Origin of the sequence: Tannerella forsythia (assembly GCF_001006485.1) — a bacterium.
GTDB classification, from domain to species: Bacteria; Bacteroidota; Bacteroidia; order Bacteroidales; family Tannerellaceae; genus Tannerella; species Tannerella forsythia.
The window spans coordinates 128,371-144,254 of sequence record NZ_JUET01000058.1 but is presented as its reverse complement, the minus strand read 5'-3'; the positions used below and the strand labels follow the sequence as shown (position 1 = coordinate 144,254).

Here is a 15,884-nt window from a genome sequence, read left to right as displayed (position 1 = left end):
TATACCAGATGGATTAAAAATCAAGTTTGACCCCGACCGAATAGGTAGATAAAGTAGGGAAACTGTTTGTGACAACCCCCCCTGATACCTGCTCCGGATCAAACCCCTGTTCGGCACTGAAGTAACATACGTTATCGGCCTGTAAATAAAATTGGGCGCCGGCAATATGCAGCGCTTTATTCATTTTCGAAGGCAACATATACCCCAAATGCAGGGTCTTCAACTTCAAATAGTCTCCACTACGCATATAGAATGTGGAGGTATATGAAAAAGAGCCGGTGTAATTATTGACACTCGTAGTTGTCAATCGGGGAATATCCGTCACGTCGCCCTTTTTCTGCCAACGGTTCAGCATGTCGTGATGGAACAATTTGACGGTACTACTTCCGGAATTGGTAAGTGGGGCATAGTCGGCCATCAAAATTTTGGCACCCAGCGAGTAGTTAACTAAAATCCCCAAGTCAAAATTTCCGATCCGGAACGTATTGTAAAGTCCTCCGGAGATGGTAGGCGTATAATTCCCAACGGAATAACGTCCCAGGTTGCGTACTGTTTTGGTCGATCCGTCATCGAGTTTAATCGTTTTAATCACTGTTTCATTCCAATTTTCCGTTGTCACCCGGTTCCCCGTTCTTTCTCCTGTCTGTGTACTTACTTCGTCAATATACCATTGCGGCTTTCCGTTCTCGGGATTCACGCCGGCATATTCACGGATAAAAAATTCGGTAGTACTTTGTCCCACCTTATAGATACGGTTTCCGGTAATGAACTCGTCTTGATTCAACGCCAGAATCTCATTTTTATTGTTGGAGATATTAAAGTTCGTCGTCCATTCAAAATCTTTCGTTTGGATATTTCGAGTCGTTATCGACAATTCAAGTCCTCTGTTTCTCAAACTTCCGATATTACGGAGCACCTGCTTAAATCCGATCGAAGGCGACAGCGGGACATTATAAAAGAGATCATCGGTCTGCCGGTTATACCAGTCGAGCGTCAAACGGATACGATCATTGACAAAGGCCGCATCTATCCCGACATTGAGTTGCTTATTGATTTCCCATTTCAGGTTTTTATTGGCTAATTCGGAGATATACACTCCGGGAGTTCCCAAGAACATGTATCCGGTAGCATAATAGGAACGATAGTCATTCGTCCCGATATTCCCCGACGTACCATAGCTGACTCTCAGCTTTAGAAGTGACAGCCATTTACAGTTCTGCAAAAACTTCTCCTGACTGATGATCCACGAAGCGCCGGCACTCCAGAAGTTCCCCCAACGTGTATCAGGATGGAAACGGGAAGAGCCGTCGCGTCGGAGACTGGCCGAAAAAAAGTAACGGTTATACAAGTCGTATTCCGCACGAGAGAAGAAGCCCACCAAACGGTCGGATGACGAAGAGCCTGCACCCAAAGCAGGTTTCACAATGGTCGATCCGTTTACCAGCTCATCCATTCCTTCAAAAGCAAAGCCTGTGGCAGAAGCGTTGACACTGGAGTTGGCTCTTTCGTTGATTTCGGAGCCTAACAGCAAACGAAGGCGGTGATCGCTTCCCCATGCTTTGTCATAACTCAATATACTGTTTACCGTCCAATGCGTCGTTTGTGAGGTATTGACAATCAGAAGCCCTTTTCCTTTGCTCTCTCCGATCGTTCTGTTCCGGTAGAATTTACTGTCGGAATACGACGTATTTCCGGAATAAGAAGTTTTGAATTTCAGCCCTTCGCACAGATTGACATCGACAAAGAAATTCGTGAAATAATACCGACTTTTATATCTGCTCTTATCTAAATCCAATGTACCTAAAGGATTACATCCTCCTTCCTGTGAAGTAACATTAGGCCGTCTGCTGTTTAAAATATTGGCCGGACCGTTTCCGAAATCCAATACCCGCTGCCCATTTTCATCATAGACAAGCTCTCCTTGTTCATTGCGTTTATACAACGGGTACAGCCCCGGTGTGAGGCGGGCATATGTGGCGAAATCAGCATATCCGTTGTTGATACTGTTCGTCTTGGTGGTCGAGTTACTCATACCGAGATTAATTCCCACCGTGACATAACGGTTAATCTCGTACGAGAGATTCGTGCGAGCCGTAAAACGGTCAAACCCTCCGTTTCCAGGGTTCAACCCTTTCTGATTCAAGTATCCTGCCGAAATATAATATTTGAGCTTATCCGTTGCGTTATTGATATTAAACGTATGTTCGTGCTTCAAACCGGTTTTGATCAGGCTCTCGCTATAATCTTCCCACCATAGCAGCTTAGCCGACGGGTCTAATTTACCGTCCAGCCCTACCGGTTGTGCCTTATCATAAGCATTGTATCCGAAGACATTCAGCAATTCCGAGGTCGCATATTCAGCTGCCGACGCGTATTTCTTCCCTCCGGCCGTCAGTAATCCCGGATTATCTTCTGCACCATTACGCAACGCCTCCCACGACAGTTCATAGTAATCTTTCGGAGATACCATCTTGTAATCTTTCCCTGTACGATTGGAAAAGCCGATCTGTCCCGTATACCTCACGGATGCTTTTTGATGCGTATTTCGACGCCCCTGTTTCGTCGAAATCAGGATGACACCATTCGTTGCCCGAGCCCCATAAAGCGAAATAGCCGCCGCGTCTTTCAACACCGAGACCGATTCAATATCGTCAGGATTCAGTTGTTCGATGGCATCGCTGGGCGCTCCGTCAATAATATAAAGCGGAGAGATACTCGAATTAATCGAGGAAGCACCTCGAATAACTATATGCGGCTGACTTCGTCCGTCTCGTTGCGACTTATTTTCGAGTCGAAGCCCGGGAATCGTACCTTGCAAGCTGCTTAATATATTATTCGATTTGTTCCGCTGAATATCATCCGCCGTAAGGGCTGAAACCGATCCGGTAAATGTTTTACGGTTGGTGGACCCATAAGCAACAACAACTAATTCACTCATTTGAACGGCGTTGGATACGAGTTTAATCAATACGTTCTTGTTTCGGTACGATTGAGCTAAAATACGCTCGGTACGATAACCTACATAGGAAAAGTAAACACTGTCGTTCGCATGGTTAACCGGCAGGCTGAATTTACCGTCCGGATCGCTGATCGTGCCGGATGTCATATCTTTCGTATAGACTGATACCCCGGGTAACGGTTCACCGGATTCATCGATAATCTTTCCTTTTATCACAACCTTCCCCTGTTGTTGCTGCGCCGGAGAAGAAGAAGAAGAAGATGCTACCGGATAACTCCGGGGTTGTTTTCCATTTGCCTTGTACACTAAAATCCTCTGATTGTTCACGGTAAAGGTTGCATCCTGCTTTTTCAGGGCATCGGTCAGGATGTTTTCTACCGGCTGATCGGTTACATCGAGCGTAAGACGCTCATTCAAGTCGATGTCGTTGTTACGGACCAAGAACGAATAGTCGAACTTTTCTTCGATCAGATGGAAAAGCTCGCGCAAAGTTCCGTTTTCCAGTTTGACAGACATCCGTTGCACCTGCAACGGAGAGGCAGACAATACACCGGATACACCGGATATGCATAGCATAAGCGCTAGCGACATACCGGCAGCCAGCTGTCTGAACCGTTTTCTTTGTTTGTTCTGATTCATAGATACTATTTTTTGTTTTGTAAAGATTAATATGTATACTTTGTAAAAAAACAGAAAAGAAAGTGTGCCTTGTATCTTAATTCTTCCGGCACGCCTTGAAGAAACTGTCTCAATAAACAGCTATTGATACGGCTCTTATTTTACTTCCAGCTAATTTGATGTCGGATTCTGTGTCAGTTTGCTTCCTTCCGGGTAAGCATTGATGGCATTCTGAGGAATGAAATAGACCGTCCGATAATCTTTAGGCTGGATCTCTTCCAGTGCATTATGCGGCCCCGGATAGTGACGTGTCAACGAATGGCCGTTTCGGTAGACATCGTAACTGCGTTCGGCCTGAAAAGCCAATTCGAGAGTACGCTCTTTCTCTATACGTGCTTCGGCATTTTCTGCCGTTAAAGCATCGTAGCCTTTACCCGGCAACGAACGCTCACGCACAACATTAAGGGCATTCAGCGCCATTGCATAATCGCCCAACTTACCCGCTGCTTCAGCTTTGTTCAGATACATCTCAGCCAAACGGGTAATAACCGGAGAATGCAAGTGAGAGTCCTCCCCTTCGCGCGAACATTTGACAACATAAAACATGGGATAGACGCGATTTAATTTCATCTCCGGATCAATCACCCCCGTATATGTATTCCCGTCTTTGTATTGAATCGACCAAATGCCCTGCTCCCGATCGACAGGAGTGAGTGTATACGTTTCGGTATTTTCGGTACAGGTAAGCGTCGAATTATCAGCATTGTTTTTTATTTCGGCCTGCACATAGTTGTAATTCGTATGTACCCCCTGACTATTATATACTTTTTTAATAAAGCGAAACACCTTTTTTCCGTCCTTCACATACTGCGGTTCAATAAATGCAGCACGTGCATCCACAATTTTATTGTTCGCCCAGTCGTTACGCCCGGTTTCATCAAGCAATGCAATATATTTTGCACTGGCATACATTTCGCCCCATCCCATACCGCCAATATTGGCATACATTCCTCCTATCCCGTAATAGTGATCCCAGCCCGAAAATTCGGAAGCCACACGCTTAATGGCAAAAATAGTCTCTTTATTCTGTTCGGGTGTAAAAGTATTATACTTCATAAAATCAGCACGATCCAGCATTTTATACACACCCGATTGAATCACCTTATCGGCATACTCAACGGCAAGTTTTGCATATTCGGCATTAGGATGGTCAAATGTACCGCTCATATAAAGATAGATACGTGAGAGCAAAGCCCATGCCGCTTCCCTTGATCCGTAGGTAGCACCGTTATTCTTCGTTATCAGCGTAGCCGCTTTCTTCAAATCCGAAATAGCCTGTTCATACGTCTTTTGCACACTGGAACGATCGGGAAGAGGGCCTAATATATCATCCGGCGTACCGTTTACGATAGGTACTCCTAGATTCGTTTCCGGATTCTGATAGTATGGTCTACCGTATGCACGGCAAAGATAGAAGTAGAGAAAACCACGGATAAAGTAACACTCTCCGAGTTTATTATCAATATCTTTATTGATCCCTTCGTCAACAAGTTTGAGAATATTGGAGGTCTGTGCAATGGCTTTATAACTATTATCCCAAAACGACTGTAGCCGGTAATTATTGGGGGTGCGCGAATAAGAAATAAATTCATAAAATGCGTCGGTAGATGTTCCACGTATCATGATGTTATCTCCTGCATACTCTCCACAGCGGTGCATCACGTCCGACCATTTTTTCAACTGTGCATAGGCTCCGTTGAGTAATGCATCAAGCGAAGCTTCCGGGTCTTTCTTCACTTCATCTGCAGACAAATCCGTATATGGAAATCGCTCGATATCGCATCCCGTAAATGTCCAGAAAGTTGCCATGATTAGCATTGATATTATCTTTTTCATTGTAACTGAATTTTTATTGATCTTGGTATTCCTGCTCATAAGGTAAAATTCACTCCAAATATAAATTTACGTATATTCGGATAGGGGTTGATGGTAATATTTTTAATTCCATCTTTATTAACCGGAGTTTCCGGATCAACCCCCGAATAACCGGTAAGTGTAAATACATTCTCTGCCGAGATGAATAAACGCAACGCCGAAATCTGCCATTGGGGCAGATTCAATGTATATCCAAGGGTGAGGCTGCGCAGTTTCAGATAATCTCCTTTCTCTATAAAACGTGATGATACCTTATTGGAATTGGAAGGATTATTATATGCGGGCAATGGATGGGTTGCCACATCTCCTGTTTTCTGCCAACGATTCCAGCCTTTGTAAAGTCTCATTTGGTTTCTGTCCGTGTAAGCTCCGTCCGAGTCGTATTCCGAACGTGAATAATGGTAAATTTTACCACCGACAGAATAGCCAAACACGGCATCGAAATCAAGATTCTTCCAACTCATCTGTGTGGAAAATCCACCGAAGAAATCGGGCGAGAAACGTCCTAAAATCACTTCGTCCGCCTCTGCATAAGACTCGGTAAGGATACGTTCGTTTGTTTTCTTATCAGTCATATACCATTGAGGCTTTCCATTTTCCGGATTTACGCCAGCCCACTCACGACCGTAATATGTATCAGCATCATAACCGGGTTTCAGAATACCGTTGATGCTACCGGCTATTCCTCCCAAAGAGCTGTTGATAAGAACCGGTGGCTCGCCTGTCGTCGGGTTAGGAGCGCCATAAAGTTTTTCAATCTTATTGCGGTTGATCCCCATGTTGAAGTCGGCACTCCACTGCCAATCTTTTGTTTTGATGATATCCGCACCCATCGAAATATCTACGCCTCTATTTCTCATCTCTCCGATATTCTGCCATACGCTGGTGACTCCGGTCAAGCCGGAAACAGGTCTGCTGAACAACACGTTATCAGTATATTTATGATAAAAGTCCAGCGACATACGCAACCGGTCGAACACCGCCAGATCAAGTCCGATATCAAGCGTATACGTTTTTTCCCAAGTCAGATTTTTATTTCCGATTTGATAAATCAAGGCCCCCGGCGTTTCATTATATGTGGAATTAGCGGCATACAAGTCATATTGTGGATAAAGCGAGGTCGGATCGTTTCCTGTCGTTCCGTATGAGGCACGTAATTTAAGTTGATTCAACCAGCTGTAATCCATAAAAGCTTCACGCTCGATATTCCACCCTCCGCTGATGGAGAAAAAGCTTCCGTATTTCTGACTGTCTCCGAAATTCGAGGCTCCATCGCGACGGAACGATACTTGAGCAAGATATTTGTTGTCATATGCATAGTGCATATTAAACAGAAAGGATTGTTTTACTTTTTCCAAAATATATCCGGCCGCTTTCTCCGGCTTAGCCGTGACATTAAGCACCTCGAATCCGGGTACGAATCCGGTACCATCTGCTTCAATCGTTTTAAAACGATAGTCGTTGTATTCATACGCTACCAATCCATTGAAAGCATGCTTGTCAAGGTTACGGTTGAAGCGTAAAATCTGATTGGTATATCTCCGTTCCGTTTTTTGTGTTTCTTCAGTCAAACGCCCTTTTACCCCTGAGCCGGCATACGACCGTGGATCAGTTAAATATGTATCTTCATATTGCGTATAGGAATAATTATTGACTGAAGCGAATGTCAGCCAATCCGTGATACGAATATCAAAATCCAAATTTCCCATAAATGTATAAGTCACTGACGCACCTTTGTTCCATTGAAGATCATACAGATAATTTGTTGCGGTACTGTTTACCCACGTCTTTGATTGAGGAGGAGTTGGTTTCCCGTCTTCCAAATAGGGACTATCCCAAGGTAAATAAGAGTACATAGCTGAAACCGAACGCTCCCGATTATCGATATCTCTCTTCGTTCCAGAAATCAAAGGTTTAATGGTCAACCATTTTATTGGCTTTAATTCCGTATGCAAACGAAAAGAATATTTTTTATAGTCGTATCCGATAACTGCACCTTTCTCGTCATAATACCCGAACGAGCAGTAAGAGCGCAATTTTTCGGTTCCTCCTGATACCGAAGCATTATATTCCTGCACCATTCCGGTCTGTGTCGCGATATCCCACCAGTTGTAATCACTCTTGCGCAAGTTTTCGTTCCAGCGGGGAAATGAGATCATCTCCTGATTCGAAAACGACTTGTAATAGTCGTATAACTCTGCACCATTCATCATTTCTAATTTACCGTTATCTAAATTGTTCAACCCGAATTTGGCTGACACATCGACAGTCAGCTTGTCGGCCGATCCCTTTTTCGTCGTAACGACAATCACGCCATTGGCACCTTGCGAGCCGAAAAGGGCAGTGGAAGCGGCATCCTTTAACACTGTCATTGTTTCGATATCATTAGGATTAAGTGTAGTACCCGGTTCTGTGCCGACGATGACCCCATCAATCACCCAAAGAGGTTGTGTCTCTCCATTGATCGATGCTTTACCACGAATAATGACACGTCCGGCCGATCCGGGACGACCATCACCTGGGGCTACAAATACTCCCGGTATTTTACCATTCAGCATGTTTTGTACCGAAGGCGTCGTGATATTCGTCAGTTTTTCATTGTTGAGCGTTTGTAAAGCTCCTGTAAGACTTTCTTTCTTCTGCACACCGTAACCGACAACCACAATTTCTTCAAGTGCTTGTGTGTCCTCGCGCAGAGATATTTGCATTGGGGCCTTGGTCACAACCTGTTGAATACTCAAATATCCGATATAAGAAATGACCAATACGCTTCCTTCGGGAGCTTCAAGTGAAAAATGGCCATTGATATCGGTAATCGTACCTACCGTCGTTCCCTTTACCGTGACATTGGCGCCGATTACTGGCTCACCGGTCATCGCGTCAACTACGGTACCAGTAACCTTACCAGCCTGCTGAGCCGCCTGGACAACCGGCAAAACCCTGGTTGTATGAGCTTTATACACCATAATCCGCTGATTGTTCACGGTAAAAGTTGCATCCTGCTTTTTCAGGGCATCGGTCAAGATGTTTTCTACCGGCTGATCGGTTACATCAAGCGTAAGACGCTCGCTTAAGTCGATGTCGTTGTTACGGACCAAGAACGAATAGTCGAACTTTTCTTCGATCAGATGGAAAAGCTCGCGCAAAGTTCCGTTTTCTAATTTAACAGACATCCGTTGCACTTGCAACGGAGAGGCAGACAATACACCGGACACGCATAGCATAAGCGTCAGTAACATACCGGTAGCCAGCTGTCTGCGCCGTTTTCTTTGTTTGCTTTGATTCATAGATATTAGTTTAAAAATGTAATTATTAATATTTGTTTATTTGACACCTCCTTCAATCGTTTCTGAAAACAGCGATCTGTCACGAATAACAAGCGCTCCCGTATGATCATGAGACCAATCATATCGGTGCTCCATATCTATTTCACGCAGAATCTCATCGAGCGAGGAGGTCTGGAGGAAGCTGCCAGAAAAACTTTCCATTTTTAGCTGTTCACTATCGACCTGTATACGGACATTATACAATCGTTCCAGTGTTTTGACCAGCTTCGTGAACGGTTGTTCGTCAAAACATATCCGTCCTTCTTTCCAAGCGCAGTAATCACGTCCTTCTACGCGGTGTTTTTCGATATGATGCGTCTCACGGTGAAAGGTCAGCTTTTCGTCGGGTGAGAGCGCATACGTTTCTTCCCCGCGTTCGTTCAGCCGGACGGCTACTTTACCCGAAAGCAATACGACATCGACCGTCTCCTCATCACCATATGCCTTAACATTAAACTTAGTACCCAGCACCCGCACCTGCATGCCCCCCGATTCGACGATAAACGGTCTCTTGCGATCAGGTTTTACCTCAAAGTATGCCTCGCCCTCAAGCACTACGCTGCGCATTTGCTCGTGACGGTCCTCACGGTATGTCAAGGAAGAGCCGGCATTGACCCATACGACAGAACCGTCAGGCAGTGTTACCTCCGACCGTGAACCTGCAGGAACCGTGGTACGATAAAACATATCGGGAGATGCATTGCCGAATTGCTTCCCCACCCAAAAGGCTGAAAGCGCGATCGCAACCGATATGATGCAGGCCACAGCTACGCCCGTCCAACGTTTCCGCAGCATCACAATATTCCTACGTGCCCGGGGCAACATCGGGCCGTCCGCCTTCAACCGTCCGACAAAAAGCGGGATATGCGCCACCGCCCACGTATCAGCGATTCTCCGAAACGTCTTCTTATGTTCATCGTCCCGATTTAACCAATCGAGCAACTCCCTCTCCTCTGTTTTATCCAACTCTCCGGCAAAGTACCGCAGTAAGAATTCGTCCATCTTGTTTTCCATCAGCTTTTCTTTATGTATATACATACACATCCATGAGGGGTTGCGTTTAAAATAAAGACGAAAAAAATTATTTCGTATGAACATCGAACACAAAGCAAAGCGCTCCCCCGCTCCCACCGAGCAAGCGTTGCACACCCAAACGATCATTTCACATTCAATCATTTAAACTCCACACATTTGTCAGATTGCAAAAAAAAAGCAGAAATTTTGCAGGATTAAAAATAGTCTTTATCTTTGCACTCGCAAAAAAGGCACTATAGCTATCATAAAAATGGATAAATATAGTTCTTTCAGAAGATTAATGGCCTGTTCGTCTATCGGCTAGGACGCAAGATTTTCATTCTTGAAAGAGGGGTTCGATTCCCCTACGGGCTACAGAACAAAGAATTAAGAATAAGATAAAATAAAAAAGCGATGGCAAATCATAAATCATCCATAAAAAGGATTCGGCAGACAGCAACACGCTGCTTACGTAACCGCTATGGTGCTAAGACGATGCGTAATGCCGTAAAAAAGTTACGTGCTACCGAAGACAAAAAAGAAGCGGAGGCATTGTATCCGAAAGTTTGTTCGATGCTTGACAAGCTGGCAAAAAGCAATGTGATCCACAAAAACAAAGCCGGCAACTTGAAATCAAAGCTGGCGAAGCATATAAACGCTCTGGCGTAATCATCTCCGTATTTTTTGCTAAAGCAAAATAAAAGAGCCGGACGGTCGATGTCCGGCTTTCTTTGGCTAATGGCCTGTTCGTCTATCGGCTAGGACGTGAGATTCTCATTCTCAAAAGAGGGGTTCGATTCCCCTACGGGCTACAAATAACAAAAAATAAGGTATATCTAAGATCATATCAATCGCCTTTCAACATTTCCTGCCGTACCGTGTACCTCCTTCGGATATTATATGCAAGAACAGTATTCCGATGCTTATTCACCTCTTCTGATTTTAACAGGCGAAGGCACCGGCATCGCATATGATCAACATTATAACCAGCAAAAGACGTTCTTACACAAGCTTCCTTTTAACAGTATGGAGTCTTTCCTAAGCACTTTCGACGAGAATATTTTTTACATCCCACTGACCCCTGAATTTAACCGATTGATCTTGTCACGATTCAAAGGTAGACATCATATGCCTCAAGAGTTTTATCCTTTTAATCTATATCAGAGATATAAAGGAATATTTTTTAGTAAAAACTTAGGTCGTAAACCCATGGAGAATAAAGAGGTCACATTTCAAGAATTATCTCATTTATACTTGTTAAACGTAAAACGGAGAGAGAACAAAATGAAAGAAATACGGGAATGCATGCAAAAAGCCAACGTTTCTCGAAGCACACAGCAATAGCGAGAAAAAGAATCAAAATGTTATCATAGTCCCTATCCTCATGAATATTGTTTTTCTAACGACATTAATCCGTACGATAAGTAAGTCGTACAAATTAATTTATACTAAGTCACATGGGCAAAATTGATATTGAGTTCATCCCCGATAGCCGCCAAGGCTCGGTTGGTTGCGTACAGCAGAGAATCTGTGGAAAAGTAATCCGCAGACCTGAGCCATTTGCCCCCGAGTATTCACCAAAGTATCTCTGCAAGATTGAGATGCGGGCTGTATGGTGGGAAAAAGAAGAGAAACAATCCTCACTTTTCCCAAACGGGTCGAAGCTCCTTCATGAACTTACATCTGTGGACACTCGCATTGTCAAGAACTACAAATGTATCCTTGCAGATACAGAGCGAAAGCTGGTCGATAAAGTCAGCAATCTTGTCAGCGGTCATGTTCTCGGTAGTAGAGAATCCCTCATATCTGTTATTGCGGTCAATCATACCGAAAAGGTTAAGCCTCAGACCTCTTTCGGAAGGGAAAAAGCGGTAAAAAAAACGCTTTTATCAAAGATTCTTGAGCCATTTCTTACCTGCTGGGGTGTACAGATAAATAACCATTCCCACAACCACAACCGTAATCATCGTAAAAACAAATATTCCAGCATTCATAACCTAATGTTTTAAAATCTTGTTACCAACTATCACCAAACCGACGGTTGAAACACCGCCTAAAATCATCATAATGTATGTATTTGCGTTTGAAGAAGCGTTACTATCATCCTCCTGAAATAAGGAAACATTCCACCAAGAACGAGGGCAGCAAAAACAAGTTTTGCAAGATCAAAGTAAAATTTACCCAAGGCTTCGCACCTTGTTTTTTCCTTCTCCTTTTGCTCCTGTTTCTTTTCCTGTTGTTTTTCAAACTTTCCCATAATATAAATATACAAATGTATAAATAATTTCTGAATCTGTTCTTCTTGTTGTTTTTTTTATCGAATTCCAAGGGGAGGGGTTACTTTTTTCTTTTCTCTGAAATCCGACTTTTTTTTGTCTTTCCTTTCGGGGGTGTCGTTTTTTTACATCGGCTTTTCATCATCGCGGTTTAGGAGTGCAAGGTTTTTAGAAAAAATACTACCCGGAGCATCGCACAGGTGTGGAGATTTTTTATAAAACCCGCAGGGTTCGACCTTGCACATCCGCAAGAACCGCGATATACCTTTGCCGATGGGAAAAATGACCACCTCAATAGGAAAAGAATAGACAGGAGGATAGCAGAGAAAAGAAAATCATTAAATGTATACTCCGCTCTCCCTCGATAGAGAGGTTTTGCGTTAGGGATTGAATGGGAAATTCTTTTCTAAAAGAATTGGAATGGAAAGCCTGACGGCTTTAGCCGAAACGCCCAAATAAAAATGGGTCTCTTAGTCATAAACAATTGGTCAGGAACAACCTACCATTTGTTGCAAACTTTAAGTAGGGTTTACCGAATAACCCATTTTGCCAATTAAACTACTGACGATTAAAATAATATATTTGAAAACAGTTGCTCATTTAAGAACAAATCTGCAAATTTGCATATTAAAACAAAACCGGATGAAGCTTAGCTCACAACATAAGCAGCTGAGTCCGGATCTCATCAAGTCCTCTCTTGACAAACTCCCCAAAGATAACCAGTGGGTAAGGTTGGGCGACAGCCTTGTGTGGGATGAGATAGAGCGTATTTATAATATCAGGGCAAAACGGCCTGATACGGGAGCCGCGTGGACTGCAGCATGCTATTTACGAAAAACGTGATGAAGTTGCTAAGAGAGCTTCTTCATGCTCTTATCCAAAGGATGCTGACCGTTATTTTGGAGACGGTATACATGAGAAATATGGAAACAAAAAACTTCGGGTTGACAGAAACGGATTTTTTACAACTCTTTGTGGAATATAATTCAAGGAATCCGAATTACAGGCATATTTTACGGACAGACTCGACCACTAATAAGATGAACAACAATAAAATAAACCGAATCCCAATCCCCGACACACTGATATTCGGTGAAGCAAACTCAATCTACAATGTTAAATATTACAAATACGCAAGTACAATAGAAAAATTATTCTTATTTTTGGGGCAAGTGATCCGATATGATCCATATCTTAATCTATTTGTAATTGTAACATGATTAGAATCAAACATAAAACGATACCAATGGGGTCAAATACATATATAAATACGTATATGGTTCATTTTGGGTGCGTAAAAACCTCGAATCAGAATACACAAAACACTCATCCATGATTAACGAGGCAACGATACGAAAAATAGTTGATGAATTATGGTTAAACACAACAATCAGTTCATCCGGATTATACAATGGCAAAGCCGGCATCGCTTTAGCCTTGTTTGAAGCAGCACGTTTCTTGGAAGATGAGAGCATTGAGAACAAAGCTTTCGATCTGTTTCAAGAGTGTTTAATAAGAACAACAAATGATTCCAGCTTTGAAGAGGGACTTTCCGGCATTGGATATCTCCTTATTTACCTTATAACAGACAGATTCATTGATGCTGATTTTGATGATATATTCAACGAACAATATAAAAAAATAATCAATGATCTCAACAACATAGAGAAGCATCCCAGCAAGTTGTTAATATCTTTAAGAACTATTTATTTCCTGTCTGCTTTAAAAGGTATTCATTCCGAAAGTCTTCAAACCAATCAGATTATTGAAAAAATATTCCGTGGTATCGAGCTTTATCTGTCTCTCCAGTTTTTCGATTGGAGGGATATTCATTATATCAATGACAAGGTATATATATTGCGAACCTTTGAGACCTATCTTAAACTAATCGACTTCACCGGATACAAAGATTTCTCAAACCATACGATAAACAGTTATGCTAATCTTTATCGCAACAACAGAGTGGCAAGTTCACTATCCATAGGATACTATCTTGATAAAATAACCCGACAGAATCAAATCACACAGTATTGCGATGTAATAGATAGCAATATCAGTTATGGGATAAAAAACATTCATTCAAATTTATTGTCTCTTGATGAAAAAATAAATTTGACAATGATCGTTGAGGATCGTAGAGAAAATTATGAAGACGCTCATCTCATTTTCATGGATTTGAAAGAAAAGAGTGTCGAGAAAATAAAAAAGACGATTCGCGCTAATTGCCCATACCACGGATACCAATATGGCTTAGCACGTTATCTGATATACGGTGTAAATAAAAATGCAGTACTGACTTAATTCATCATTTAAATTTGACGCAACTAATGTGTGAAATATCTGTCGTAATGCCGGTCTACAATTCGGAGAAATACGTAAATGAAGCGATAAAGAGCGTATTGGTTCAATCTTTTGATGACTTTGAATTTATTATTGTGGATGATGGTTCTACCGATAACACACAATCCATAATCCACTCATTTACTGATGAACGAATTAAGTTTATTCAGAATGAACATGACTTTATTGGGTCTTTAAACCGAGGAATGAGTAGTGCTACAGGAAAATACGTCGCACGGATGGATGCCGATGACATAATGCATATTGACCGGTTAAAAATTCAACATGCAGTTATGCAGCAACATTCAGAAATAACCATTTGTGGGACATCAGCAAACAATTTTTCCAACTCACAAAACAAAGGCCGATCTGATATTGTAAGCGGTCTAATTGAGAAGCCTATACTAAAACTTATTCAAGGTAATTTTATAATCCACCCTACAACGATGATAAGAAGTAATTTTCTGAGAAAACATTCATTAAAATATGAAGACTATCCATACGCAGAAGATTATAAATTATGGTCGGAAATTGCAAAGTTCGGCGGACAGTTTTATGTTGAGAACCAACCTCTGCATTATTATAGAATTTCAGATGGCCAAGTCAGCAATAAGTACAGAGAGCAACAAAAGAAGACAACCGAGATAATCATAAAAGAAATTATAGCATTTCTAATCGAAGGAAATAAACAAGAATATCCGGAGTTGTCTGATATGTACAACAGTTTATGCAAATTACAAGAAAGACAATTACTCTCTGCATATGAAGTTTCGAGGTTCTTTCAAAATTTGTTTTCAAACAATGAACTAAGATTAAATCTATAGTTAATTAATATTCACTTCAAAAATTAAAAGACAATGAAAAAATTGACCAGAAAAAGTTTAGATGAGTTGGCAAAAACATTGCCAGTAATTGAAGAAGCATCCCAAATGCACTACGTAGGTGGAGGGGATGGAAGTCCTAATAATCCCTATACTGCCCACGAGTATGTCATGATGCTAATAAATAATAAATGGGAAGGTGGTTATGTCGAAGGATGTGGCTATATTCTACCTTCTGTCACGGTTACAAGCTACAATCCGAGCAGTTTATCTCTATCTGGCGTCGATAGTTACGATCAAATGTATCGTTCTGGATATGATACAGGATTTAAGGCAGGTGTATCACCAGGTATAACAGATAACATCGCGGTTGGAGCATGGAGCATATTGTCAGCAGCTTCTGCCGGTTCAGATTTTGGAGATGTTAATTACAATATGACATGGTATTCTCAGGGATTAAGAGACGGCCTATCAGCAGGTATAAGATCCAGGCAACATTAAGCGATAAAAAAGTAATCGGCATCAATATCCAACAATTCATTTAAATAAAGCATTGGATATTGATGCTATTAAAAGAAATAATATAGATACAAAA

11 protein-coding genes and 2 tRNA genes are annotated in these 15,884 nt (G+C 42.1%); 8 read left to right on the top strand and 5 right to left on the bottom strand.

Annotated features, from left to right (window positions below; all coding sequences use genetic code 11):
• Positions 1–13: 13 nt before the first annotated feature.
• The 4 genes from Tanf_RS03650 to Tanf_RS03635 form a co-directional block, all read right to left on the bottom strand.
• Positions 14–3,598: a SusC/RagA family TonB-linked outer membrane protein gene (locus Tanf_RS03650; RefSeq protein WP_046824947.1), complete on the bottom strand. Its 3,585-nt coding sequence runs from the start codon at positions 3,596–3,598 to the stop codon at positions 14–16.
• Between the two features lie 150 nt (positions 3,599–3,748).
• Positions 3,749–5,473 (bottom strand): RagB/SusD family nutrient uptake outer membrane protein, encoded by a 1,725-nt coding sequence (locus Tanf_RS03645; RefSeq protein WP_046825094.1) that lies wholly within the window; start codon positions 5,471–5,473, stop codon positions 3,749–3,751.
• Between the two features lie 35 nt (positions 5,474–5,508).
• Positions 5,509–8,799, bottom strand: a complete 3,291-nt coding sequence (locus Tanf_RS03640; protein ID WP_041590774.1) for a SusC/RagA family TonB-linked outer membrane protein — start codon at positions 8,797–8,799, stop codon at positions 5,509–5,511.
• Between the two features lie 36 nt (positions 8,800–8,835).
• Positions 8,836–9,840 carry a FecR domain-containing protein gene (locus tag Tanf_RS03635; protein ID WP_161794934.1) on the bottom strand — a complete coding sequence of 335 codons (1,005 nt, stop codon included), beginning with the start codon at positions 9,838–9,840 and terminating at the stop codon, positions 8,836–8,838.
• Positions 9,841–10,155: 315 nt separating this feature from the next.
• Between Tanf_RS03635 and Tanf_RS03630 the strand changes: the two genes are divergently transcribed.
• The 4 genes from Tanf_RS03630 (at position 10,156) to Tanf_RS16330 (ending at position 11,861) form a co-directional block, all read left to right on the top strand.
• A tRNA-Glu gene (locus tag Tanf_RS03630) sits at positions 10,156–10,227 on the top strand.
• Between the two features lie 39 nt (positions 10,228–10,266).
• Positions 10,267–10,521, top strand: coding sequence for a 30S ribosomal protein S20 (gene rpsT / locus Tanf_RS03625; protein WP_014225051.1), 255 nt, complete (start codon positions 10,267–10,269; stop codon positions 10,519–10,521).
• A 71-nt stretch (positions 10,522–10,592) separates the two neighbouring features.
• Positions 10,593–10,664, top strand: a tRNA-Glu gene (locus Tanf_RS03620).
• 645 nt (positions 10,665–11,309) lie between these two features.
• Positions 11,310–11,861 (top strand): hypothetical protein, encoded by a 552-nt coding sequence (locus tag Tanf_RS16330; RefSeq protein ID WP_046824945.1) that lies wholly within the window; start codon positions 11,310–11,312, stop codon positions 11,859–11,861.
• A gap of 53 nt (positions 11,862–11,914) precedes the next feature.
• On the opposite strand, the gene Tanf_RS03605 is transcribed toward Tanf_RS16330, so the two are convergent.
• Positions 11,915–12,109, bottom strand: a complete 195-nt coding sequence (locus Tanf_RS03605) for a DUF6722 family protein (protein ID WP_046824944.1) — start codon at positions 12,107–12,109, stop codon at positions 11,915–11,917.
• 661 nt (positions 12,110–12,770) lie between these two features.
• On the opposite strand from Tanf_RS03605, the gene Tanf_RS03600 reads away from it, so the two are divergent.
• The 4 genes from Tanf_RS03600 to Tanf_RS03580 all read left to right on the top strand — a co-directional run bounded on the left by Tanf_RS03600 (position 12,771) and on the right by Tanf_RS03580 (position 15,790).
• Positions 12,771–12,971, top strand: coding sequence for a hypothetical protein (locus Tanf_RS03600; RefSeq protein WP_046824943.1), 201 nt, complete (start codon positions 12,771–12,773; stop codon positions 12,969–12,971).
• 489 nt (positions 12,972–13,460) lie between these two features.
• Complete coding sequence (locus tag Tanf_RS03590; protein ID WP_046825093.1) at positions 13,461–14,429, top strand: lanthionine synthetase LanC family protein; 969 nt, start codon at positions 13,461–13,463, stop codon at positions 14,427–14,429.
• 47 nt (positions 14,430–14,476) lie between these two features.
• Positions 14,477–15,292 carry a glycosyltransferase family 2 protein gene (locus tag Tanf_RS03585; protein ID WP_236684378.1) on the top strand — a complete coding sequence of 272 codons (816 nt, stop codon included), beginning with the start codon at positions 14,477–14,479 and terminating at the stop codon, positions 15,290–15,292.
• A 33-nt stretch (positions 15,293–15,325) separates the two neighbouring features.
• Positions 15,326–15,790 (top strand): hypothetical protein, encoded by a 465-nt coding sequence (locus tag Tanf_RS03580; protein ID WP_046824941.1) that lies wholly within the window; start codon positions 15,326–15,328, stop codon positions 15,788–15,790.
• The last annotated feature ends 94 nt before the right edge of the window (positions 15,791–15,884 follow it).